Raw genomic sequence first — 24,243 nt, forward strand, 5'->3', positions numbered from 1 at the left:
ATGCCCCTATGATAGGCGCCCATGGGTTATGCATCGGAGCTACTCGCACGTCCCGGCGCCCAGGAACTTCCGGGCCCCTCGCTTCTCGACGCCGCCGGTGTCGCCTGGCACTACGGCAACCCTTTGAGCGAGCAGCGCATCACCGAGCCGACGCTGATTGACCGCTCGCAGCGCGCCATCATCGCCGTTTCCGGCCCCGACGCGCCCGGGTTCTTGAACAACCTGCTGTCGCAGAAGCTTGACGACGCCCCTGACGGCTTCGCCGCCTCCGCCCTCGACTTGGACGCGCAGGGTCGCATCCTGCACCACGCCGACGTCGCCGTGAAAGACGGGGTGTACTACCTGGACTTGGCCTCCTACCAGCGCGAATCTTTCGTTGACTTCCTGCGCAAGATGGTGTTCTGGTCCGATGTGACCGTCGAAGAGACGGACCTGGGGGTGCTGAGCATCCTCGGCCCCGTCGGGCCGGTGGAATTCGGCCAGGCCTTCACCCGCCGCCTGGACGGCTGGGGCGGTGTCGGCCGCACGGACATCGCGGTGCCGCGCGCCCGGATTGGCGAGGTGGCCGAGCAGTTCCCGCTGGCCGGGTTGATGGCCTTTACCGCGTACCGCGTGGCCGCCGGCGAGCCGGAAGCGCGCGCGGACCTCGACGAAAAATCCATCCCGCACGAGGCACCTTCCTTGATCAACCGCGGCGAGCACATCCGTGCCGTCCACCTGTCCAAGGGGTGCTACCGCGGCCAGGAGACCGTCGCCCGAGTGGAAAACTTGGGCCGCTCCCCGCGTCTTCTGGTCAAGCTGCAGCTCGACGGCTCCGCCCCCACCGAACCGGAGCCCGGAGCGGAGATCACCGCGGGCGGGCGCAAGGTTGGCAGGCTCGGCACCGTGGTCCACGACGCGGACGAGGGGCCGGTCGCGCTCGCGTTAGTGAAGCGTTCCGCACTGGAGGCGCCGTTGGAGATCGGCGGCACCGCGGCGTCGGTGGACCAGTCCTCGCTGCCCGCGGATGAAGGTGAGCACGCGGGACGTCGGGCCGTCGATAGGCTCAAGCGCGGGCCGGAAAACCAGCGATAACTGCAGCACAGGACCCCAAAGCGCATTTTTCCTGAGCGCAAGCTATAGTGTCCTACAGGAAAATATCGTAAATAAGTATGAGGCCGCCTCTTTAGAAGGCCGCCCAAGAACCACCTCAAGGGGGTCACGCCATGGGCCGCGGACGCGCAAAAGCCAAGCAGACCAAGGTTGCTCGCCAGCTGAAGTACAACACTCCTGAAATGGACCTGGATTCCCTGCAGCGAGAGCTTGCAGGCAAGGCACCGCGACGCAGCTGGGACGACGACGAGACCGAGGTGGACGACCAATACGCCGACTACGCGGATTGGGACGACGAGGACAACGACCGCTAGTCCACCTCACCTGCACACAGCACCCCGCATGCCGGGGTGCTTTTCGCTATGCGCGGATACAGGTGCGGCCCCAAGCCCGCGACGGGGCTTGGGGCCAGCCGATCTTCTCGCCTAGTACTGCGGGTGGGAGCCGCTCAGCACGGCGCGGGCGGTCTCGCCCTCGCCCGCTGCACGGACCTCGCCGAGGTCCCACGCGTCGATGTGGCGCGCCGCCAAGATAGCCAGGGCGCGGTCGCGGTCCTCCGGGCTGACAACGGCAATCATGCCCACGCCCATGTTGAAGGTCTTCTCCATCTCCTCATCCGGCACCTGGCCCACGGACTTGATGGTGCGGAAGATCGGGCCCGGGGTCCAGGTGGTGCGGCGCATGTCCGCCACCAGGCCCTCCGGAATGATGCGCTCCATGTTGCCGGCCAACCCGCCGCCGGTGACGTGGCAGAAGGTGCGCACGTCGCACTCCGCGGCCAGCGCCAGGCAGTCCAGGGCGTAGATGCGGGTGGGCTCGAGCAGTTCTTCGCCGAGCGTGCGGCCGAGCTCCTCCATCTCCGCGTCCAGCGGCAACCCGGCGCGCTCCAGCAGCACGTGGCGCGCCAGGGAGTAGCCGTTGGAGTGCAGGCCCGAAGACGCCATGGCGATGATGGCGTCGCCCTCGCGCACCTTGTCCGGGCCGAGCAGCTCTCCGGCCTCCACCACGCCGACGGCGGTGGCGGAGACGTCGTACTCGTCCGGGCCCATCACGCCGGGGTGCTCCGCAGTCTCGCCGCCGAGCAGCGCGCAGCCAGCCTGGACGCAGCCCTCAGCGATGCCGGAGACGATCTCCGCGACCTTCTCGGGCACGACCTTGCCGATGGCGATGTAGTCCTGGAGGAACAGCGGCTCGGCGCCGCAGACGACCAGGTCGTCCACGCACATCGCCACCAAGTCGATGCCGATGGTGTCGTGCTTGTCCATGGCCTGCGCCACCGCAAGTTTCGTGCCCACGCCATCGGAGCCGGCCGCAAGCAGCGGCTCCTTGTACTTGCCCAGGGCGAACAGGCCGGCAAACCCGCCCAGGCCGCCGCGGACCTCCGGGCGGGTGGCGCGCTTGGCGTGCGGGGCGAACAACTCCACGGCCTTGTCGCCGGCCTCGATGGACACGCCGGCAGCTTCGTAGGACACAGGGTCCTGCGAGAGGTCCTGCGCCGGGTTCTGATCAGTACTCATTTAGGCTTCTGCACCTTTCTGGATGCGTCGGACAAGGTCGGCGTTGGGGTTGCCCTCCGGCAGCCCCAGCGGGTAATTGCCGGTAAAGCACGCCGCGCAGAGGTTTTCTTTGGGTTGGTTCGAGGCGGCGATCATGTCGTCGATAGGCACGAACGCGAGCGAATCCGCCCCGATCATCGTACGGATGGACTCGGCAACCGCCTCGTCGTTGTCCGTGCGGCCGTGGTTGGCAATGAGCTCGCCGGGGCTGGCAAAGTCGATGCCGTAGAAGCACGGCCACTTCACCGGCGGGGAGGCGATGCGCACGTGCACTTCGGCCGCCCCCGCCTCACGCAGCATGCGGATGAGCTTGCGCTGCGTGTTGCCGCGCACGATGGAATCGTCCACCACCACGAGCTTTTTGCCCTCGATGACTTCGCGCACCGGGTTGAGCTTCAGGCGCAGGCCGAGCTGGCGCAGCGTGTCCGAGGGCTGGATGAAGGTGCGGCCCACGTACGCGTTTTTCATCATCCCCTGCTTGAACGGGATGCCGGACGCCTCCGCATAACCGATGGCCGCCGGGGTGCCGGACTCCGGCACGGGCATGACCAAGTCGGCCTCAACGGGGTTGACCTTGGACAGGCGGCGGCCGATCTCGACGCGGGCGGAGTTGACGGTCTGGCCGTCGATGACGGAGTCCGGCCGCGCCACGTAGACGTACTCGAACACGCAGTGCGCCTTCGGGGTCTCGGCGAAGCGCTCGGAGTGCACGCCGGACTCGTCGATGGCCACCAACTCGCCCGGCTCGATGTCGCGCACGAAGGAGGCGCCCACGATGTCCAGGGCGCACGTCTCCGAGGCGACCACCCAGCCCCCATCCAGGCGGCCCAGCGACAGCGGGCGCACGCCGTGCGGATCGCGGGCGGCGTACAGGGTGTGGCCGTCGGTGACCATGAAGCAGAAGGCGCCCTTGACGCGCGGCAGCAGCTCGTGCGCGGCGTCCGCCAGCGTGCGGCCGTCGGTGACCAAATCCGCCAGCAGCGCGGAGACCACCGCGGTGTCGGACGACGACCCCTGGCCCTTCACGCCAGAGGCCGGGATGAGCTTCTTTTCAATGGCCTCGTTCTGCAGCTCCAGGTAGTTGACCAGGTTGCCGTTGTGGGCCAGGGCGATGTCCGTACCGTTGGGCGAGGTGCGGAACATTGGCTGGACGTTCTCCCACGAGTTGCCCCCTGCCGTGGAGTAACGGGTATGTCCGATGGCTACGTCGCCCTGCAGCGCCTCCAGCGCGGGCTCGTCGAAGACCTGGCTGACCAAACCGGTGTCCTTGAACACCACGAGTTTGTCCGGGTCCCCCACCGCAATGCCCGCGCCTTCCTGGCCGCGGTGCTGCAGCGCGAAGAGGCCGAAGTAGCTCAGCTTGGCCACGTCCTCGCCCGGCGCCCATACGCCGAAGACGCCGCACTCATCGCGCGGGGTGTCGCTGTCGATATCGAAGTCCTGACTTGGTTTAGGGCTCTCCGTAAACACGCCACTTACTGTATCCGAGTCGGCTCAGCGCAGCGCAATCACGGGAAGCCCGGCGGCGATCTCGTGCGCGCGAGAACCGGAGGCGTCGATAGTCCCGCGCTCCAGCTCCGCGTCGAAGGTGGTCAGGCCGGTGGCTAGCCGCAGCCACGTCTCCGGTTTCATCTCCACCACGTTCGGCGGAGTGCCGCGGGTATGCCGCGGCCCCTCCACGCACTGCACCGCCACAAACGGCGGCACGCGCAGCTCCACTGAATGCCCGGGCAACTCCTCCGCCAGGGTGCGGGCGGTGCGGCGGCAGGCGTTTGCGAGCTCGCTTCTCGACGGCTCCGCTGCCCCACCCTCCAACCACCCAGCGACCTGCTGGATTGCCTCGCGCGTGAGAACCGGGTCCTGTTTCTGCACCATGGTCGCCCATATTATTGTGGCGGCATGCCGAATACCCCCGTTGCCGCTGAACGTTCCCCGTCCGTGACCCTGCGTTTCATGGCCTCGCCCACCGACGTGCTGCACCACGGCGCGCAGGGTGTCTCCGGCGGGCGCGTGCTCGAATGGATCGACAAGGCCGCCTACGCCTGCGCCGCGCAGTGGTCCGCCACCTACTGCGTCACCGCGTACGTGGGCCACATCCACTTCACCCGCCCCATCCCCTCCGGGCACATCGTGGAGGTGCGCTCCCGCATCGCCATGACGGGCAGGTCGTCCATGCACATCGTCAACGAGGTCCTCTCCGCGGACCCGCGCGAGGGCGTGTTCACCCGCGCCTGCGACTGCCTGGTGGTCTTCGTGGCCAAGGACCCGGACACCGGCAAGTCCATGCCCGTGCCCACGTTCGTGCCCACGAACGACGAGGAGCGGCGCGTGGCCGAAGCCGCGAAGTCCCGCATCGCGCTGCGCCAGGCCATCGAGACGGAGATGGAGGCGCAAACTTACACGGACGACACCACCGCGCAGCGCATCGTGCACCGCTTCTTGGCCAAGCCCACGGACGTGAACTGGGGCGGCAACGTGCACGGCGGCACCGCCATGGAGTGGATCGACGAGGCCGGCTTGGCGTGCACCATGGAATGGTCGGGCGAGCGCACCGTCGCGGTCTACGCCGGCGGCATCCGCTTTTACCGCCCCGTGCACATCGGCGACCTGATCGAGGTGGACGCGCGCATCACTCGCACGGACTCGCGCTCCATCCACACCTCTGTGCACCTGCGCGCGGGCGATCCGCGTGGCGGGCGCGACAACCTCGTCGACGCCATCCACGCCACGTTCACCTACATCGGCATCGACATCGACGGCAACCCGCTGCCGGCGCGGAAGTTCACGCCGGTGACGGAGGAGGACAAGCGTCTCTGGGAGCACACGCAAACCTTGAAGGACCTGCGCGGCGAATACGAGCCGGTGCCCCTGGTCGAGCCCATGCCGGCGGTGCAGCGCACGCTCTAACCTCCGGTTTCCCGGACTGAAGAAAGCGGTTGGGGTGTGCGGCAATTCCTTGCCGCACACCCCAACCGCTTTTAGTTGCGCTCCTTAGACCGCGGCGTTCGGCGCTGTCGCGGCGGCGAAGTGCGACGGCATGGTCGCAGCCCACGCGCCGGCGAGCTCCGTCATCGCGATCTGATGGCCGGCCACCTGCAGCACGCCGTCATCGGTGGTCTCGCCGAGCACCGCGACCGGGATGCCGGCGGCGGTGGCCTGCTCCACGGCGGCCTCTGCACGGTCGCTGGTCACGGCGACCAGCACGCGGGAGGCGGACTCGGAGAACAGCGCGGTAAACGCGTCCTCGTGCACGCCCTCAAGGTTAAGCTGCGCGCCCTTGTCGGAGCCGAGCAGCAGCTCGAAGACGGCCTGGGACAGACCGCCCTCAGACAGGTCGTGCGCCGCCGCGATGCCTGCGGCGTTGCCCGCGAAGAACTGCGCCAGGCGCGCCTCGTTGGCCAGGTCCACCTGCGGCGGCAGACCCGACAGGCCCGCACCGGAGATGTCCTGCCACACGGAACCGCCGAACTCATCCTTGGTCTCGCCCAGCAGCAGTAGGGTGTACTGCTCGTCCGCGGACGGCAGCGCGTGCGGGATCGCCTGCTCGACGTTCGCCATCACGCCCAGCACACCGACCACCGGGGTGGGCAGAATCGGCGTCTCGCCCGTCTGGTTGTAGAAGGAGACGTTGCCGCCGGACACCGGGATGGCGAGCTCAGCGGAGCCGTCGGCAAGCCCATGCACCGCCTCGCGGAACTGCCACATCACATCGGGGTTCTCCGGGGAACCGAAGTTCAGGCAGTTGGTCACCGCGACCGGGGTTGCGCCGGTGACGGCGACGTTGCGGTAGGCCTCCGCGAGCGCGAGGCGCGCACCCATGTTCGGGTCGAGGTAGGTGTAGCGGCCGGACGCGTCCGCAGAGACAGCCACGCCGCGGTTGGTCTCCTCGTTGATGCGCAGCACGCCGGAGTTGGCGTACTTGGCCTGCACGGTGTTGCCGCGCACGTAGCGGTCGTACTGCTCAGTGATGAAGTCGCGCGAGCACAGCGCGGGCGATGCGACCATCTTCAGCCATGCGTCCTTGATGTCGCTGTGCTTCTCGACGTCACCTCCGGCCTGCACACCGTCCTGCCAATCCGGGCGCGCGTAGGGGCGCTCGTAGACCGGGCCCTCGTCGATGGTTGACGGCGGGGCGTCCACGACGAGTTCGCCGTTGTGGAAGACCTGCAGGCGGTCCTGGTCCGAGGTGACCTCGCCGATCACCGCTGCGCCGACGTCCCACTTGGCGCAGATCTCCATGAACTTGTCCACGTCCTCCGGCGCCACAACAGCGCACATGCGCTCCTGCGACTCGGAAGCGAGGATCTCGGCTGCGGACATGTTCTCCGCGCGCAGCGGCACGTTGTCCAGGTTGACGGTCATGCCGCCGTCGCCAGAGGCCGCAAGCTCAGAGGTGGCGCACGACAGGCCGCCGCCGCCGAGATCCTGGATGCCTTCGACCACGCCGGCGGCATACAGCTCGAGGCAGCACTCGATCAGGACCTTCTCCGCGAACGGGTCGCCCACCTGCACGGCCGGCAGCTTGCGCTCTTCGCCTTCTTCGAAGGTGGCGGAGCCGAGCACGGACACGCCACCGATGCCGTCCAGGCCGGTGCGGGAGCCGAAGAGGATGACCTTGTTGCCGGTGCCGGAAGCGAACGCGAGGTGGAGGTCCTCCACCTTCAGCGTGCCCACGCACAGCGCGTTGACCAGCGGGTTGCCGGCGTATGCGGGGTCGAAGACGGTCTCGCCGCCGATGTTGGGCAGGCCCAGGCAATTGCCGTAGCCGCCGATGCCGTGGACCACGCCCGGCAGGACGCGCTTGGTGTCGTCCGCGTGCATCGCGCCGAAGCGGAGCTGGTCCATCACGGCGATCGGGCGTGCGCCCATGGCCATGATGTCGCGGACGATGCCGCCCACGCCGGTGGCCGCGCCCTGGTACGGCTCCACGAAGGAGGGGTGGTTGTGGCTTTCCACGCGGAAGGTCACCGCGTCGCCGTCGCCGATGTCGACCACGCCAGCGTTCTCGCCGATGCCGGCGAGGATCTTCGAGGCCATCTCCTCCGTCATGGTCTGGCCGAAGTAGCGCAGGTGAGTCTTGGAGGACTTGTAGGAGCAGTGCTCCGACCACATCACGGAGTACAGGGTCAGCTCCGCGTCGGTGGGCCTGCGGCCGAGGATGCCCTTGATCTTGGCGTACTCGTCGTCCTTCAGGCCCAGCTCGATGTACGGCTGCTCCAGCTCTGGGGTGTCGAAGGCGTTTTGGACAGTGTCGTTGTGCACGGTCATTTGAGGTTTACGCTCCGATCTTCGAGATAGCGTCGATGGCGGACGTGAACAGGCCGAGACCGTCCATGGACGGGCCGGTCAGCGTCTCGATGGCGTGCTCCGGGTGCGGCATCAGGCCGACCACGCGGCCGGTCTCGTTGGTCACGCCGGCGATCGCGTTGACGGAGCCGTTGAAGTTGTCCGTGTAGCGGAAGACCACGCGGCCCTCCTTCTCCAGCGCCTCGATGGTTTCCGGGGCGGCCTGGAAGCGGCCCTCGCCGTGCTTGGCCGGCACGTAGATCCGCTCGCCGAGCTGGGTGGTCCACGCGGTGGTGTTGTTGGCCACCTCAAGGTAGGTGTCCACGCAGTGGAAGTTCAGGCCCTGGTTGCGGGTGAGTGCGCCCGGCAGCAGGCCAGCCTCGGTGAGGATCTGAAAACCGTTGCAGATGCCCAGTACCGGCATGCCCTTCTTCGCTGCCTCCACCACAGCCGCCATCATCGGCGCCTGCGCGGCGATCGCGCCCGAGCGCAGGTAGTCGCCGTAAGAGAAGCCGCCCGGGACGACAACCGCGTCCACACCGGTGAGATCGTTGTCCGCGTGCCACAGCTGGCGCGGCTCGGCACCGGCGAGGCGGACGGCGCGGAGCGCGTCAACGTCGTCAAGCGTGCCTGGAAAAGTGATGACTCCGATAGTTGCGCTCATCGCACAACCTCGAAGTCCTCGATAACAGTGTTGGTCAAAAGCGTCTCAGCCATGCGCTTCAGCTCGGAGTCGGAGACCGAATCATCCACCTCGATTTCAAAGCGCTTGCCCTGGCGGACGTCAGTCACCCCCTCGACCCCGATCCGGCCCAGTGCGCGGAGCACCGCCTGACCCTGCGGATCAAGAATTTCGGCCTTGGGCATGACATTAACGACGACTCGTGCCATGAGAATCCTTCACGTTTCGGGAGGTTGATGGACCTTTACGGTACGCGCGCCAGTATATCGGACGCCCCGACACGGCTCGAAACCCTTACTAGCCAGCACAATTGGCATTCTTTGCTTGACGACGTCACCTTCGGGACCAGCAGGTGAACAACACCTTAAATCTTGGGAAAACCTGTCATCTCGCCATGCGCGACCTGAAAAGCAGGGTTAGTTTCTTACTGCTTTCCAGCTTTTCCCTTTCAGTTTTTCAAGAGGTCCCCCATGGCAACTTCTCGCAAGAGCCTCGGCGCCGCGTTCGCAATCGCGTTGGCCGCAGGCACCGTTTCGGTCGTCGCACCGACTGCATCTGCAGCCATTGACGGCACCAACGTCGTCATCAATGAGGTCTACGGCGGCGGAGGCAACTCCGGCTCTGTCTTTTCCAACGACTTCGTGGAGCTGTACAACCCGACCGACAAGGACATTGACATCACCGGCTGGGTGCTCGACCAGCAGTCAAAATCCGGCAACTCCGGATCGCGAACCACACTGTCGGGCATCGTTCCCGCTGGCGGGTACTACCTCATCCAGGGGCAGGCAGGCGGCAACACGACGGGAGACCTGCCCGCCCCGGACGTCACAAACGACGGAATGGACTTCGGCGCTAAGAGCGCTATCGCAGTGCTGCTCAACGGCGATGCCGAGGTCGACCGCGTCGGCTGGGGCTCCGCGGCCAAGCCCGAGGGCAGCGCCGCCGCCGCCACCTCTAACTCCACGTCGATCCAGCGCAAGACAGCCGGCGTCGACACCGACAACAACGCCAAGGATTTCGAAGCTGCTGCACCGACACCGCAGAACTCCGGCAACGACTCGACCGAGCCGGCACCGACCGAGCAGCCGGGCACCCCCCAGCCCGAACAGCCGCAGCCCGATGCAACTACCCCGATCGCCGACATCCAGGGCACCGGCGCAACTTCGCCGTTGGAGGGCCAGACGGTAACCACCGAAGGCGTCGTCACGGCGGTGTATGACGAGGGAGGCAAGAAGGGCTTCTTCCTGCAGGCCGCCGGCACCGGCACCGTGAAGAAGCCGGGCGACGCGTCCGACGGCATCTTCATCTACATGGGTACGCGCACCGATTACCCGATGCGCGGCGATTCGATCCGCGTGAGCGGCAAAGTGAGCGAGTACTACAGCCAGACGCAGATCACCGCATCCGCCATTGAGAGACTCACGGAAGCACTTGCGGCCCCGAAGGCCGTGGAGATCGACACCCTCCCCTCCGGCGATGAGGCCCGCGAGCCGTACGAGGGCATGCTGGTGCGCCCGAAGGGTCCGTACACGGTGACCAACAACTACACCCTGAACAACACCGGCGACCTGGGCCTGGCACCGGGCACCCGCGCGCACCGCACCCCGACCGACGTGGTTGCTCCCGGCGCGCCGGCGAACCAGCTGCAGGCGGAGCAGGACGCTGAGGTTGTCTACCTGGACGACGGCCGCACCGCCAACTACTTCCGCACCGACAAGAACACGCCGCTGCCGTACCTCGTCACCTCGGATAAGGGCATCAAGTCCATCCGCACCGGTGACCAGGTGCAGTTCCAGACTGACGTTGTGGTCGACTACTCCTTCGACCAGTGGCGTTTCCAGCCGCTGCAGCCGATCACCGGCAAGAATGCAGAGGAAGAACTGCCCATCTCCTGGGAAGACTCGCGCGCTGGCGCGTACGACGACATCGACAACGTCGCCGGCGACTACTCGATCGGCTTCTTCAATGTCCTGAACTACTTCTCCACGCTCGGCAAGGACGTCTCTGGCTGTAAGGCGTTCAACGACATTTACGGCGCCCCGGTTGCAGCGAACAAGTGCACGGTGCGCGGTGCTTTCTCGCAGGATGCTTTCCAGGACCAGCAGGCCAAAATCGTCACCGCCATTAACAAGCTGGATGCGAATGTTCTGGGCCTGTCCGAGATTGAGAACACCGCCTCCGTGTCCGGCGACGTTAAACGGCGCGATGAAGCCCTGCAGAACCTGGTGGATGCCCTCAATGCAAAGGAGCCGGGTAAGTGGGATCTGGTCAAGTCCCCGCAGAAGCTTGGCTCAGACGAGGATGTCATCCGCGTCGGCTTCATCTACCAGCCTGCAAAGGTAAAGCCGGTTGGCGAGTCGATTATCTTCGACGACGACGCATTCACCGGCACTGCACGCCAGCCGCTGGCGCAGGAGTTCGACACCGTTGGCAACGATCAGGACAAGAACTTCGTCGCAGTGGTCAACCACTACAAGTCCAAGGGCTCGGTGGCGAAGGACGACAAAGACACCGGTGACGGCCAGGGCAACAATGCCAACCTGCGCAATGCACAGTCCGAGGCGCTGCTCAAGCACCTCGGTTCCCAGTCCCAGTGGGCCGATCTTCCAACCTTCCTCGTTGGCGACTTCAACGCGTACACCAAGGAAGACGCAATTACCGCACTGGTCAACGGTGGCTTCAACATTGTCGAATCTGAGAAGGATTTCGACCAGGCGTCGTACCAGTTCGGCGGCCAGTTGGGCACCCTCGACCACGTGCTCGCAAATGCAGCGGCGATGGAGTTGGTGCAGGACTCTGTTGTTTGGAACATCAACGGCGATGAGTCGGCGGCTTTCGAATACTCGCGACGTAACTACAACGTCCAGGACTTCTTCGGCGAGGGCGCAGATCGGCTTTACGGCTACGGCAACCCGTTCCGCTCCTCCGACCACGACCCTGTGAAGGTCGGATTCGCCACCACGTCGCAGGAGAAGGACGCCGACAAGTTCGCTCCGGAGGCAAGTGAGGCCGTCACAGTCACCCAAGGCGATGCTCTACCAGACGCAAAGACCACGGTGAAGGACGCCGACCAGCTGCCGGAAGGCACGAAGTTCGAGTGGACCAAGCCTACGAAGACCGACACCGTTGGCGACGCCCAGGAAGGTGAGATCACCGTCACCTACCCGGACGAATCCGTGGACCACGTAAAGGTCGTCGTGAACGTGAAGCCGAAGGCTGAAGAGGAGAAGCCGCGCTACATCGTTAAGGCAGAAATCAACGACGCTGGTGAACTCGTCGTCACCTACGACAACGGTGACACTGAAAACCTCGGCGAGGTCAAGGGGGCCGACGGCCAAGACGGCAAGGACGGCAAGGACGGCAAAGACGGCGCCGCAGGCAAGGACGGCAAGAACGGCGCCGCCGGCAAAGACGGCGAGCAGGGCCCGAAGGGCGACAAGGGCGACAAGGGCGACAAGGGCGACAAGGGCGACAAGGGTGACACCGGCGCCGCCGGCAAGGACGGCAAGAACGGCGTTGACGGCAAAGACGGCGCCGCCGGCAAGGACGGCGAGCAGGGCCCGAAGGGCGACAAGGGCGACAAGGGTGACACCGGCGCCGCCGGCAAGGACGGCGAGCAGGGCCCGAAGGGCGACAAGGGCGACAAGGGCGACACCGGCGCCGCAGGCAAGAACGGTATCGACGGCAAGAACGGCGTTGACGGCAAGGACGGCGAGCAGGGCCCGAAGGGCGACAAGGGCGACACCGGCGCCGCAGGCAAGAACGGCGTCGACGGCAAGAACGGCGTTGACGGCAAGAACGGCGTTGACGGCAAGGACGGCGAGCAAGGCCCGAAGGGCGACAAGGGCGACACCGGCGCCGCAGGCAAGAACGGCGTCGACGGCAAGAACGGCGTTGACGGCAAGGACGGCGAGCAAGGCCCGAAGGGCGACAAGGGCGACACCGGCGCCGCAGGCAAGAACGGCGTCGACGGCAAGAACGGCCGTGGCGTGAAGGCCTTTGAGGTCAACGACGAAGGCCACCTGATGGTCACCTACTCCGACGGCGAGACTGTGGACCTGGGCAAGGTCACCGGTGACGCAACCGACGGCGAGAACGGCCGCGGCATCGCGAACCTGGAGGTCAACGAGGACGGCGAGCTGATTGCCACCTACACCGACGGCGAGACCCAGAACCTGGGCCGTGTCGTGGGCGCTGACGGCAAGGATGGCCAAGACGGCAAGCCGGGCAAGGACGGCGAGAAGGGCGCAGACGGCGCCAACGCGCCGGCCGGCGAGGGCTCCAGCGTCAGCGACCGCTGCCTGCCGGCTGCGGGCCTCATGGCCCTGCCGCTGCTAGCCCTGGTGCCGCTTGGCCTGGCCGCGACCATGGACATCCCGGCGCTGGCTCCGGCGAAGGAGCAGATCGACAAGGTTGCTACCCAGCTGCCGGTCCCCGCTGAGGTAGCGGGCGGCGCGGCCGGAGTCGCACTGGCCCTCGCAGCCATCGCAACCCTGGCGAGCGTGTGCTCCTCTGAGGGCGGTTCGTCCAAGTAACCCCCACCTGCGCAGCCCCGTCTCAGACATCCGAGGCGGGGCTTCACACATTGAAAACAGTTTCCGGTAATGGTTTTATATCCCTTATGCGAAATCGTTTTCACTTCACCCCTATCGCCGCAATTGCGGCAACGACTCTGGTCGGCGCATCGTTGACCGCCTGCTCTTCCGAGACTGCAGAAAATGCGGAGAACACGGAGGCCACGGTCAGCGCCGATGCTGCCAAGATCATCGCCACCACGGGCGTGTGGGCGGACGTGGCCTCCGCGGTCACGGGCGAAGACGTGGACGCGATCATCACTGGCGATGCCGTGGACCCGCACCACTACGAGCCCAGCGCCAAGGACCTTGCGCGCGTCACAGACGCCGACACGGTCGTAGCCAACGGTGGTGCGTACGACGCGGCGCTGTACACCGTCGCGGAGCAGGACCGCATCATCCACGCCATCCCGTTGATCGACGCTGAAGAGGCGGAGGAACACAGCCACGCCCACGAGCACGGTGAGCACGACCATGAGCACAGCCACGAGCACGCTCACCTGCCGAACTCGCTCGACGAGCTCGAGCACGCCTGGTTCGCGCCGGCGAAGGTGCGCCAGGTGGCCGACGATGTTGCGGAAAAGACTGGGGGCAGTGCCGAAGGCGTCGATAAGCGAATCAGCGCTATCGAAGACAAGCTCGGCGCGGTGCCGCACGTTCACATCGGCATGACTGAGACGATTGCGGCGGGACTGGTGTGGGGTACCGAGATTCACGACATCACGCCGGAGGAGTACGTCAAGGCCAGCTTGAACCGCCAGGAGCCGTCGGCGGCTGCGGTCGCCGCGTTCTTGGAGCAGATTGAAAACGGCGAGCTGGACATGCTCTTTGTCAACCCCCAAAGCACCAACAGCGCAACGCAGCGGTTGGCGGATGCGGCGAAGGCGCATAATGTTCCCATTGTTGAAATCCGGGAGACTCCCCCGGCCGGCCAGGACTTCCTGGACTACTTCGAGCAGATCGTGGACCAGATCGCAGACATCGCGGCCCACACCGAGCCGAGTGAGCACGGCCACGAGGACACCCACGAGCACTAGGACACGTCAATTTGATCGCTGAGCTTCGCGGCGCCGCCGTCGCACCCCTTTGGAGCGACCTCAACCTCACCGTCGAGCCCGGCGAGTTCATCGCTATTCTCGGCCCGAACGGGGTGGGCAAATCCACCCTGCTCGGCACGCTGATGGGCACGCGCAAGCTCACCTCCGGCACGGCGAAAGTCCACGGACCGATCGGGTTCATTCCGCAGCAGCACATGTTCCCGAAAGATTTGCCAGTGCGGGGCCGCGACCTCGTTGCGTTGGCGATGGGAAAGGGGGCGAGACCGGAGGACGTCGACAAGCAACTCGCTGCCGTGGGCGCACAACCGTTTTCCGAGCGCCGCGTGGGGGTACTCTCCGGCGGCCAGCAGCAGCTGATCCGCCAGGCACAGGCCTTCGCGCAGTCGCCTGAGCTTTTGCTTTGCGACGAGCCCCTGCTCTCCCTCGACCCCGCCCGAGCGCGCGATACCGTGCAGCGCTTGCACGAGCACCCGGCTGCGGTGGTGTGCGTGACGCACTCGATCAACCCGGTGCTCGCGGTGGTTGACCGGGTGCTCTACCTCGGCCCGGAGGGGCACGTGGTGGGCCCAGTGCACGAAGTGATGCGCTCTGAGGTGCTCAGCGAGCTCTACGGCACACGTGTGGACGTAGTCGAAGTAGACGGGCGGATGGTGGTCCTGTGAGCACATTTATGGCAGACACGTCGTACCTGCTCAGCCAAGGCTTCGTGCAGACGACGCTGGTAGCGTGCGCGCTGCTCGGCATCCTGTCCGGCGTGATGGCGCCACTGATCGTGCTGCGCCAAATGTCCTTTTCCGTCCACGCAACCTCGGAACTCGCGCTCATGGGCGCCTCCGCCGCCCTGTTGTTCGGGCTCAACGTCGGCTTCGGCGCGGTGGCCGGGGCCGTGGTCGCCGCACTCGTGCTGGCGGCGCTGGGGTTGAAAGGACAGCAAGACTCCGCCGTGGGTGTGGCCATGAGCTTTGGCATGGCGCTGTCCGTGCTGTTCATTCACCTCTATCCGGGCAATTCCAACCGGGCACTGTCACTGCTGACAGGGCAGATCGTGGGTGTGTCCGCGCAAAACGTCGCGCTGCTGGCAGGCACAACCGTGCTCGTAGCCAGCGCGGTGCTGGTTTTGTGGCGGCCACTGCTGTTTTCCTCCGCGGACCCGGTGATGGCCGCCGCGTGCGGGGTGCCGGTGCGCAGCATGGCGCTGGTGTTCGCGGTGCTCGTAGGTATTGCCTCAGCCCAGTCCGTGCAGATCGTCGGCGCGCTACTGGTGATGTCGCTTTTGATCACCCCGGGTGCGGCCGCGGCGCAGGTGACGGCGAACCCCCGACTCGCCGTGGTGCTGTCCATCGTGTTCGCGGAGGTCGCCGCGGTAGGCGGCATGGTGTTATCCCTCGCCCCGGGACTGCCGGTGAGCGTGTTCGTCGCCTTTCTCTCGTTCGGGATCTACCTGGTGTGCCGGATAATTGGCCGGGTGCGCGGCTAGCGGTACTCCCGGTAGTCCGTCGGCGTTGCCCCTGCCTCCACCGCCGCGGCCGCCGCGGCGAGAAAGTCCCGGCGCACCTTCTTCTGCCCCAGCTCGCGCCCGGAGACGGACAAGCGGATCGTGTTGCCCTTCTCCGCACCGCGCTGCGCTGCCTTGATCACGTTGCGGCGCCACCATTTCGCCGCACCGTAGCCCTCACCCACAGAGAGGTTGCGGGCCTGCGCAAACTCACCCTTGCTCAAGCGGTAGATGCCCTTGGTCGACGCGGCGACGGTGAAGCCGAACTCATCCAACACTTCGAGCGTGCCGTCCGACATGCGCCACCGCGGGGGCGCGAACATGTCCAGCTCGAACCCCAGCGCCGACATCTGGCGGGTCGCCCCTTTCAGCCGCAACCGGGCTTCATGGGCGCCCAGGCTCGCAAACTCGCTGCGGCGACCCTGCACCGGCTGGTCGAAACCGTTGAGCATCAGCGCGCGCTGACCGGCCTGATCGGTGAGCCAGGCGCGGGTACCTTCGTCCTTCGCCAGGTGCCACTTCTTGTCGATGTGCGGGGCGACCAGCAGGGACACCGGAAGCCCCTCGCGATCGAGTTGGCGCACCATGGCTGTGACGTCCCCCAGCGTCGCGTCGAAGATCGAGGAGATTGAAACAAGCACGCGCCCTGGCATGAGGGAAATTATCGCACAGAGCGCAGGGGCGTGCCGGGTGAAGTTTCACCTGTTCGCACATGCGTTCTATTTTGTAGCGGCTCGTGTCGGAGCGGGTTCTATTGTCCGGAGGTGTATGAAAAAGAAGGGAGGTGCTCCACATGAGTGCGACACTTGACCAGGCGGTCAACCAAATCGTCGCCGGGCTCCGAAGCCTGGCCGAGGTCATGCAGGATCCGGACTCGCTCCACTTCGCATCCACCCACATCCCCATGGAGCGCCTCCATGCCTGCCTGCCGCTGCTGTCCAACGCGGACACCGCATTCGCGTTCCTGTGCGACCGCGACGGCGCCGGCGCTCTCGTCGGAGCAAACCACCCTGTCGAATACCTCACCCGCAGCCTGGGCCTTTCACGGCGTGAAGCGTTTTCGCTGCTGGAGCAGGGAAAGCGTCTCTTCGGCGAACCCGAAGTACCGCAGCCGGACGACAGCGAAGATGAAGCCGAACGGGAGTGCAAGGAGCGGGAAGCGCAAGCGCGCCGCAAAGCAGCACGCGAGGCCCAGGAACGCGCACGCAAGGCGGCGCAACAGGCAAACGCTGAAAAGAAGCGCATCATCACCAACGAGCTCAAACACCTCAACGAGCACGCCGACCCCGGATACGAAGAGCTCCTCGCCCAAGCGCTGGAAGCAGCCGAACAACACACCGCCGAAGAGCTCCGGAAATTCGTGCGCGACCTGGTCAAGCGCGCCAACAAACGAGGACGCGACTACAACGGGAAGAAAGACCCCCTCGCCGCGTGGAAAAAGCGCGGCATCTGGCTCGGCGAGCCGGACGCAGACGGTGGCTCCCACGCCAAGGTCTACCTCGATGCGGCCTCGCGCGCGAAGCTGGAGGCCTGCCTCGCCGCCGGCGACCACCGCGGCTCCAACATGGAGGGCGACGACGCCGCGGATCGGGACAAGCGCCTGAAACACCAGCGCCGGTTCGACCAGCTGATGAACGTGCTGGACCGCTACGGCGACGCTACGGCCAAGGCCCGTGGAGGCGCGGGCACGGTAGTGCTCACCCTCACGCTCGAGGACCTCATGGGCGCGGACGAATACACCGAGTTCACCACCAACACCTCGGTCTCGCTCACCCCCTTAGACGTCGTGCGTCTGGGTCTCGCCGGGGACAGCTTCGTCCTCCAGCTCGACTCGGCCACGGGTGTTCCCCTGTCGCTCGGCCGCACCCGACTCGCATCTGTGGAACAAAAAATGGTGCTGCTTGCCATGCAGAGCGTGTGCGCCTGGAACGGCTGCACCAAACCCGGTGTGGAGCTTGAGGCCCACCACCTCGAGTCCTACCTCAGCGGCGGCCTCACAAGCATCGAAAACCTCGTGCTGCTGTGCCGCGAGCACCACATGTGCAACAACGACCACAAAGACGGGGCAGGAAACAAGGGGTACTTCGACCGCGACCCCGCCAACGGGGACGTGCACTACTACCCCGCAAACGGGGACCCGCCGCGGCACACCAGTACCTACCAGTACAGGAACTCCCCCGGCCAAAGGGTCGCGCACAAGGCGCGCTCACGCCACGGCGGCGACCGCAACCGGCCGCAGGACCCCGCACTATTCGACCCGGACGGCTAGGCCTCTACCGCGCCGGATTTCACCAGCGTCCACGCGTACTCGAACGCCGTCTGCTTCCACCTCGCGTAGCGGCCGGACACGCCGCCATGCCCCGCGGACATCTCAGTTTTCAGCAAGATCTCGCCGCCGGTCGCCACCTCGCGCAACTTCGCCACCCACTTTGCGGGCTCGACGTACAGCACGCGCGTGTCGTTCAAGCTCGTCACTGCCAAAATGTCCGGATACTTCTGCGCCGTGACATTCTCGTAAGGGGCGTACTTGGCCATGTAGTCGTACACCTGCGGGTCGTGGTACGGGTCGCCCCATTCCTCCCACTCCCCGACCGTCAACGGCAGCTCCGGCTTCAAAATGGACGTCAACGGGTCCACAAACGGCACAATCGCTTGGATACCGGCAAACTTCTCCGGCGCCATGTTCGCCACCGCGCCCATCAGCAGGCCACCGGCGGAACCGCCCTCTGCGACCAACTGCTCATGGGTGGTCAGCCCGAGCTCCACAATGCGGTCCGCGCACGCCACAAAGTCGGTGAACGTGTTCGTCTTGTGCAGCATCTTGCCGTTGTCGTACCACCCGCGGCCCATCTCGCCGCCGCCGCGAACATGCGCGCACGCCCACACCATGCCGCGGTCAAGCAAGCTCAACCGCGCCACGGAGAACCCGGGATCCATGGATGCCTCGTAGGAGCCGTAGCCGTACAACAGCGCTGGCGCAGGCATTTGCGCGTCCTTGCGGCGCACCACCGAAACCGGCACCTGCTCACCGTCCGGGGCAGTGGCCCACACACGGAACGCCTCATACTCGGCCGCGTCGTAGCCGCCCTCGACCTCCTGCTCCTTCAGCAGGGTCATCTCACCGGTTGCTACCTCGTAGTCCAGCACCTGCGTGGGTTGGGTGTAGGAGGAGTAGACCACGCGCACGACCGGCGCATCCCACTCGGGATTGCCGCCGAGGCCGACGGTGTAGAGCTCCTCCGAGAACTCCAGCTCGGTGAACTCGCCGAAGCGCTCGCCCAGCGGCGCGACCGCGAGGCGGGAGATGCCGCCGCGCCGGTACGCCATGAAAGCGAAATCGCGGTAGGTGTCCACCCCCTCGATGCGCACTGTGTCAGAATGCTCCACCAGCACGTCGAGTTGCTTCAGGGGCGGGTAGGTGCCGACAGGAACCGTCGCCAAGCAGAAGTTCGGCCCGTGGGCGTTGTGCGTGACCACCCACTGCTCTTCGCCGCCGACGACCGCAAGGTTGACGCTGTATTCCAGCCCGGCCTCGCGCTCCCACATCACCTGCGGTTCGCGGGTGGGCTCTGCCAGCGGCACCACGCGGTACTCGGATGTCAGAGAAGACGACGACAAGATGAACAGGTAGCGCTCCGCGCGGTCCGCGCCGATGCCGATGCCGAACTTCTCATCCGCTTCCTCGTAGACCAGCACGTCCTCGGCGGCGTCGGTGCCCACCTTGTGGCGCCACACCTGGTGGGGGCGCCACGCATCGTCGACGCGGAGGTAGAACACGTAATCCTCGCCGGCCCAAAGCGCGCCGTAGAAGACCTCGTCGAGCTGGTCGTCGAGCAGCTCACCTGTGTCCAAGTTCTTGATGCGCATGGTGAAGCGCTCGTCGCCGGCGGTGTCGAAGGAGTAGGCGAGCAACCGGCCGGAGGTGGACACGGAAGACGCGCCGAGAGAGAAGAACTCGTGGCCCTGCGCCAGCTCGTTGACATCGAGGAGCACCTGCTCACCAGGCATCTCGTCGGCGATCTCAGGTGGGCTCCACGGCTCGTCGGCGGTGGGCACGCGGCAGGAGATGGCGTAGTCCTTGCCCTCTACGGTGCGGGCGTAGTACCACCAGTCGCCCTGGCGCTGGGGCACGGACATGTCGGTCTCTTTGACGCGGGACTTGATCTCGCCGTAGACGTCGTCGACGAGGCCGGACCACCCGGCCGTCTTCGACTCCGTGTAAGCGTTTTCCGCCTCGAGGTGCGCGATGACCTCAGGGTTTTCTTTGTCGCGCAGCCACTCGTAGTCGTCCACGAACTCACGGCCGTGGAACGAGCGGGTAATAGGTCGCTTTTCCGCTACCGGTGGGATCATGCGTGCTCCCCCGGCCACTCCGAGAAACGCTTGCCGGACAGGCGCTCGTAGGCCTCGATGTAGCGGTCGCGCGTCGCTTCCACGACAGAACCCGGCAGCTCCGGCGGCGGGGTGCCCTCCTCCTGGTCCCAGCCGGACTTCGGGCTGGTGAGCCAGTTGCGCACGTACTGCTTGTCAAAGCTGGGTTGGTTGCGGCCCTCCTCGTAGCCCTCTGCGGGCCAGTAGCGGGAGGAATCCGGCGTGAGCACTTCGTCGGCAAGCACAAGCTCGCCGTGCTCGTCGAGCCCGAACTCGAGCTTCGTGTCGGCGAGGATGATGCCTTTGCTCTCCGCGTAGTCGGCGGCGCGACGGTACACGGTCAGGGTCGCTTCACGCAGGCGCTGCGCCAGGTCAGCCCCGAGTTTGCCCGCCATGTACTCGTAGGTGACGTTGATGTCGTGGTCGCCCTGCTCCGCTTTGGTGGCGGGGGTGAAGATCGGCTCGTCCAGCTTGGACGCCTCGGTCAGACCCTCGGGAAGCCTTACGCCGCACACCCGGCCGGTGGCGTCGTACTCCTTCTTCCCGGAGCCGGTGAGGTAACCGCGGGCGACGCACTCGAAGGGCACCATGTCCAGCTTCTTCACCACCATGGCGCGGCCGAGGACGTCCTCGGGGATGCGCTCGTCGTCGATGGGCCCCGCCAGGTGGTTGGGCACATCCGACAGCAGGTCGAAGAAGAACATGGAGGTGGCGGTGAGGATGCGGCCTTTGTCCGGAATCTCCGGCTCGAGCGAGAAGTCGAACGCGGAGATACGGTCGGTCGCGACCATGAGTAGGGTCTGCTCATCCACCTCGTAAATTTCGCGAACCTTGCCGCCGGAGATGTGCGAGTAATCTGAAAGCTCTGGACGCATGCGCGCTAGTATATTCGTCGTGAAAAACCGCGCGACCGCAGTCCTCCTGCCCCTCCTTTTGGCCGCCTGCGCTGCACCTACGGAGTTCGACGGCGATATGCCGGATTTCACCCCTTCGCGCAACGGCGCCTCGTTCCAATTCGGGCAGACCGCCAAAGTTGTCACCGAGGATGTCCGCTACCACGTGCCGGTGCAATGGGAGGTCACGGTGGATAAGCCCACCACCAACCGCGCGCCCCGCAGCGCGGAGCATGCGAAATCCATCGTCTGCTTCCCGGTCAGCTTCACCCCCGTGGCCATCGGCAAGTTCGACGCCGACGTCACCGTCGCCCTCCCCGAGCTTTCGCCTATCGACGGCGACCTCGCGGCCAATGTCGCCGACCCGAACTACTGCGGCGAATGGAACATCACCGGCTACACCGGAGAACTCAAGGCCAACAAAACCTACACCGGCTACGTGGCCTCCTGGGCCGGCAGCGCCGACCCGGGGATCGTGGGCAGAGGTGTCGAGCTGAAGAGCCGCGACACCACCCTGACCTGGCGGTAGTTAGAGGATGTCGCCCGGGGTGTAGGCGGCGGCCTCCGGGTACGCGTCGACAAGCTGCTGCACGCGCACGAGAACCCGGTCCACCTGGGACTCAGCCGCACCGATGAAGGCGTGCTTGTCCTCCAGCGCCGCGTCCAGCTGGGCCTGGTCCAGCGGCAGACGCTCGTCGGCGGCCAAGCGCTCCACCAGGTTCTGCTCCGCGCCGCGCTCGCGCATGTCCAACGCCATGGAGACAGCGTTTTCCTTGATCACCTCGTGCGCGGTTTCGCGCCCGACGCCGGCGCGCACCGACGCCATGAGGATGCGCGTGGTGGCCAAGAACGGCAGGTAGCGATCCAGTTCGCGGTTGATCATGGCCGGGAACGCCCCGAACTCGTCCAGCACGGTGAGCATGGTCTCCAGCTGGCCGTCGATGGCGAAAAACGCGTCCGGCAGCGCCACGCGGCGCACCACGGAACAGAACACGTCGCCCTCGTTCCACTGCTGGCCGGCCAGGTCCCCCACCATGGTGAGGTAGCCGCGGAGGATGACCTGGAAGCCGCCGACACGCTCGCAGGAGCGGGCGTTCATCTTGTGCGGCATGGCCGACGAGCCCACCTGTCCTTCCTTGAAGCCCTCGGTGACGGTCTCGTTGCCCGCCATGAGACGAATCGTGGTGGCCAGGGAGGACGGGCCCGCCCCCAGCTGCACCAGCGCGGACACCACATCGAAGTCGAGGGAGCGCGGGTAGACCTGGCCCACGGAGTCGAAGACGCGGTCGAAGCCGAGGCCTTCCGCGATGCCTCGCTCAAGGCGGGTCAGCTTCTCCTCGTCGCCGCCCATTAAGTCCAGCATGTCCTGGGCGGTACCCATCGGGCCCTTGATGCCGCGCAGCGGGTAGCGCGACATCAGCTGTTCGATGCGCTCGACGGCCACCAGGATTTCGTCCGCGGCGGAAGCGAAGCGCTTGCCCAGCGTGGTCGCCTGCGCAGCCACGTTGTGGGAACGGCCCGCCATCACCAGCGACTTGTACTCCCCGGCGCGGTTGCCCACCGCCTTCAGCAGCGCGACGGCCTTGTCGCGGGTCAGCTCGAGCGCCTTGCGCACCTGCAGCTGCTCCACGTTTTCGGTGAGGTCGCGCGAGGTCATCCCCTTGTGGATCTCCTCGTGGCCCGCCTGCGCGTTGAATTCCTCAATGCGCGCCTTCACGTCGTGGCGGGTGACCTTCTCCCGGGCTGCGATGGAGTCCAGGTCCACCTGGTCGATGACCTTCTCGTAGTCTTCGATAGCCCCGTCGGCCACCTCGACACCGAGTTCTTTCTGCGCCTTCAAAACGGCGATCCAGAGCTGGCGCTCCAGGATGATCTTGTGCTCCGGGGCCCACAGAGTGGCCATTTCCGGAGAGGCGTAGCGGTTACTGAGAACGTTGGCGTTATTCGGCTTCACGGCACTCATCATAAGGAGATGGCCCCCTCGATTGCGGGACGGGCAATGTCCTTGCGGTAGAACCCGCCCGGCAGCTCGATGCCGTCCATGACGGCGTAGGCGTTGTCCACCGCCTCTTCAAGCGTCGCGCCGCGGCCCACCACGCCGAGCACGCGGCCGCCGGAAGCGACGTACTGCCCGTCTTCCAACGCGGTGCCCGCGTGCAGGACCTTGGCCGGATCATCCAACGCCTCGCCGCTGATCACGCCGCCGGTTTTCGCGGCCTGCGGGTAACCCTCCGCCGCCAGCACCACCATCGCCGCGAAGCCATCGCGCCAGCGCAGCGGCTCCACCGAGTCCAGGTGGCCTTGCGCCACGGCGAGCAGCACGTCCGCCAGCGGGGTTTCCAGCAGAGAAAGCACCGCTTGCGTCTCCGGGTCGCCGAAGCGGGCGTTGAACTCCACGACGGCCGGCCCCTGCGGCCCCCACGCGGCACCGATGTAGAGCAGCCCCTGGTACGGGATCCCGCGGCGCACCATCTCGGCAGCGACCGGGCGAGCGATCTCGTCCACGATGCGGTCCACGCCGTCTTGCGGCAGCCACGGCAACGGTGCGTAGGCGCCCATGCCGCCGGTGTTCGGCCCCTGGTCGTTGTCGTACGCGCGCTTGTGGTCCTGCGCCGGCAGCAGCGGCACGACCGTTTCGCCGTCCACCAGGCAGAACAACGACACCTCGGGGCCTTCCAAGAAGGATTCGAACAGCACGGGGTTGCCGGCCGCCAGCACCGCTTCCGCGTGCGCCTTCGCTTCTGCGCGGTCCTCGGTGACCACCACGCCCTTGCCGCCGGCGAGCCCGTCGTCCTTGACCACGTAGCGCGGGCCGTACGCGTCCAGCGCTTCGTCGACCGCGTCAGCGGCCTCCACCCGGGTCGCGGAAGCGGTCAGAACATCCGCCGCAGCCATGACGTCCTTCGCAAACGCCTTGGAGCCTTCCAGCTGGGCCGCCGCCTTAGTCGGCCCGAACACCGGGATACCCGCCTCAACCAGCGCGTCGGCCGCGCCCGCCACCAAAGGCACCTCGGGGCCGATGACGACGAGCTCCGCTTCGGTGTCGCGGGCCAGCACCACAATCTCGTCCGGGGAGGCGACGTCGACGGAACGTACCGTCGCCAAGCGGGACATGCCCGCGTTACCCGGCGCGACGGTGAGTTCGTGGCCTTGCATTGCATTCAAAAGGGCGTGTTCGCGGCCGCCCGAACCGATGACAAGGATGCGCATGCGCCCCAATTTACCGGTAGCGTCGG

20 protein-coding genes are annotated in these 24,243 nt (G+C 66.2%); 9 read left to right on the top strand and 11 right to left on the bottom strand.

Annotation, left to right across the window (positions count from 1 at the left end):
• The first annotated feature begins 21 nt into the window (after positions 1 to 21).
• Together ygfZ and CFOUR_RS09290 are read left to right on the top strand one after the other, a co-directional pair.
• Positions 22 to 1,074, top strand: a complete 1,053-nt coding sequence (ygfZ, locus tag CFOUR_RS09285) for a CAF17-like 4Fe-4S cluster assembly/insertion protein YgfZ (protein WP_085957308.1) — start codon at positions 22 to 24, stop codon at positions 1,072 to 1,074.
• Positions 1,075 to 1,205: 131 nt separating this feature from the next.
• Positions 1,206 to 1,406 carry a DUF3073 domain-containing protein gene (locus tag CFOUR_RS09290; RefSeq protein WP_085957307.1) on the top strand — a complete coding sequence of 67 codons (201 nt, stop codon included), beginning with the start codon at positions 1,206 to 1,208 and terminating at the stop codon, positions 1,404 to 1,406.
• A 111-nt stretch (positions 1,407 to 1,517) separates the two neighbouring features.
• Here the strand turns inward: CFOUR_RS09290 and purM are convergent, their stop codons facing one another.
• From purM to CFOUR_RS09305, 3 genes are read right to left on the bottom strand one after another with little or no spacing between them, the layout of a single operon-like run.
• Positions 1,518 to 2,609, bottom strand: coding sequence for a phosphoribosylformylglycinamidine cyclo-ligase (purM, locus tag CFOUR_RS09295; RefSeq protein ID WP_290179259.1), 1,092 nt, complete (start codon positions 2,607 to 2,609; stop codon positions 1,518 to 1,520).
• Positions 2,610 to 4,118, bottom strand: coding sequence for an amidophosphoribosyltransferase (gene purF, locus CFOUR_RS09300; RefSeq protein WP_290179261.1), 1,509 nt, complete (start codon positions 4,116 to 4,118; stop codon positions 2,610 to 2,612).
• A gap of 24 nt (positions 4,119 to 4,142) precedes the next feature.
• On the bottom strand, positions 4,143 to 4,523 hold the full coding sequence (locus tag CFOUR_RS09305; protein ID WP_085957305.1) for a sterol carrier family protein: 381 nt from the start codon (positions 4,521 to 4,523) through the stop codon (positions 4,143 to 4,145).
• Between the two features lie 24 nt (positions 4,524 to 4,547).
• On the opposite strand from CFOUR_RS09305, the gene CFOUR_RS09310 reads away from it, so the two are divergent.
• Complete coding sequence (locus CFOUR_RS09310; protein WP_085957304.1) at positions 4,548 to 5,555, top strand: acyl-CoA thioesterase; 1,008 nt, start codon at positions 4,548 to 4,550, stop codon at positions 5,553 to 5,555.
• An 84-nt stretch (positions 5,556 to 5,639) separates the two neighbouring features.
• Here the strand turns inward: CFOUR_RS09310 and purL are convergent, their stop codons facing one another.
• The 3 genes from purL to purS are packed head-to-tail and all read right to left on the bottom strand — an operon-like array spanning position 5,640 to position 8,825.
• The gene (purL, locus tag CFOUR_RS09315) at positions 5,640 to 7,916 is read right to left on the bottom strand and encodes a phosphoribosylformylglycinamidine synthase subunit PurL (protein WP_290179264.1); all 2,277 of its coding nucleotides are present in this window, start codon (positions 7,914 to 7,916) and stop codon (positions 5,640 to 5,642) included.
• A gap of 7 nt (positions 7,917 to 7,923) precedes the next feature.
• Complete coding sequence (gene purQ / locus CFOUR_RS09320; RefSeq protein WP_085957302.1) at positions 7,924 to 8,598, bottom strand: phosphoribosylformylglycinamidine synthase subunit PurQ; 675 nt, start codon at positions 8,596 to 8,598, stop codon at positions 7,924 to 7,926.
• Positions 8,595 to 8,825 carry a phosphoribosylformylglycinamidine synthase subunit PurS gene (gene purS / locus CFOUR_RS09325; RefSeq protein ID WP_085957301.1) on the bottom strand — a complete coding sequence of 77 codons (231 nt, stop codon included), beginning with the start codon at positions 8,823 to 8,825 and terminating at the stop codon, positions 8,595 to 8,597. Before purS ends, purQ begins: the two co-directional genes overlap by 4 nt.
• A 261-nt stretch (positions 8,826 to 9,086) precedes the next feature.
• Between purS and CFOUR_RS09330 the strand changes: the two genes are divergently transcribed.
• The 4 genes from CFOUR_RS09330 to CFOUR_RS09345 all read left to right on the top strand — a co-directional run bounded on the left by CFOUR_RS09330 (position 9,087) and on the right by CFOUR_RS09345 (position 15,725).
• Entirely contained in the window at positions 9,087 to 13,151 is a 4,065-nt protein-coding gene (locus tag CFOUR_RS09330) for an ExeM/NucH family extracellular endonuclease (protein WP_085957300.1), read from the top strand.
• Between the two features lie 86 nt (positions 13,152 to 13,237).
• The gene (locus tag CFOUR_RS09335; RefSeq protein ID WP_085957299.1) at positions 13,238 to 14,227 is read left to right on the top strand and encodes a metal ABC transporter solute-binding protein, Zn/Mn family; all 990 of its coding nucleotides are present in this window, start codon (positions 13,238 to 13,240) and stop codon (positions 14,225 to 14,227) included.
• Positions 14,228 to 14,238: 11 nt separating this feature from the next.
• A complete protein-coding gene (locus CFOUR_RS09340) occupies positions 14,239 to 14,910 on the top strand; it encodes a metal ABC transporter ATP-binding protein (protein ID WP_085957298.1) in 672 nt (223 codons plus the stop codon).
• 8 nt (positions 14,911 to 14,918) lie between these two features.
• Positions 14,919 to 15,725: a metal ABC transporter permease gene (locus CFOUR_RS09345; RefSeq protein WP_179154803.1), complete on the top strand. Its 807-nt coding sequence runs from the start codon at positions 14,919 to 14,921 to the stop codon at positions 15,723 to 15,725.
• Here the strand turns inward: CFOUR_RS09345 and CFOUR_RS09350 are convergent.
• Positions 15,722 to 16,396, bottom strand: coding sequence for a DUF2334 domain-containing protein (locus tag CFOUR_RS09350; protein WP_085957296.1), 675 nt, complete (start codon positions 16,394 to 16,396; stop codon positions 15,722 to 15,724). The genes CFOUR_RS09345 and CFOUR_RS09350 overlap by 4 nt on opposite strands.
• Before the next feature lie 140 nt (positions 16,397 to 16,536).
• Between CFOUR_RS09350 and CFOUR_RS09355 the strand changes: the two genes are divergently transcribed.
• The gene (locus CFOUR_RS09355; protein WP_230471775.1) at positions 16,537 to 18,012 is read left to right on the top strand and encodes a DUF222 domain-containing protein; all 1,476 of its coding nucleotides are present in this window, start codon (positions 16,537 to 16,539) and stop codon (positions 18,010 to 18,012) included.
• Here the strand turns inward: CFOUR_RS09355 and CFOUR_RS09360 are convergent.
• Positions 18,009 to 20,096 carry a S9 family peptidase gene (locus tag CFOUR_RS09360; protein ID WP_085957295.1) on the bottom strand — a complete coding sequence of 696 codons (2,088 nt, stop codon included), beginning with the start codon at positions 20,094 to 20,096 and terminating at the stop codon, positions 18,009 to 18,011. The two genes, CFOUR_RS09355 and CFOUR_RS09360, sit on opposite strands and share 4 nt — an antisense overlap.
• Entirely contained in the window at positions 20,093 to 20,989 is an 897-nt protein-coding gene (locus CFOUR_RS09365) for a phosphoribosylaminoimidazolesuccinocarboxamide synthase (protein ID WP_085957294.1), read from the bottom strand. The genes CFOUR_RS09360 and CFOUR_RS09365 overlap by 4 nt, the downstream gene beginning before the upstream one ends.
• 19 nt (positions 20,990 to 21,008) lie before the next feature.
• On the opposite strand from CFOUR_RS09365, the gene CFOUR_RS09370 reads away from it, so the two are divergent.
• The gene (locus CFOUR_RS09370; protein WP_143338986.1) at positions 21,009 to 21,536 is read left to right on the top strand and encodes a hypothetical protein; all 528 of its coding nucleotides are present in this window, start codon (positions 21,009 to 21,011) and stop codon (positions 21,534 to 21,536) included.
• Here the strand turns inward: CFOUR_RS09370 and purB are convergent, their stop codons facing one another.
• Both purB and purD read right to left on the bottom strand, forming a co-directional pair.
• Positions 21,537 to 22,970 carry an adenylosuccinate lyase gene (gene purB / locus CFOUR_RS09375; protein ID WP_085958391.1) on the bottom strand — a complete coding sequence of 478 codons (1,434 nt, stop codon included), beginning with the start codon at positions 22,968 to 22,970 and terminating at the stop codon, positions 21,537 to 21,539.
• Positions 22,970 to 24,217 (bottom strand): phosphoribosylamine--glycine ligase, encoded by a 1,248-nt coding sequence (gene purD, locus CFOUR_RS09380; RefSeq protein ID WP_085957292.1) that lies wholly within the window; start codon positions 24,215 to 24,217, stop codon positions 22,970 to 22,972. Before purD ends, purB begins: the two co-directional genes overlap by 1 nt.
• Positions 24,218 to 24,243 lie beyond the last annotated feature (26 nt).

It is taken from the genome of Corynebacterium fournieri, from assembly GCF_030408775.1.
Taxonomy (GTDB): domain Bacteria; phylum Actinomycetota; class Actinomycetes; order Mycobacteriales; family Mycobacteriaceae; genus Corynebacterium; species Corynebacterium fournieri.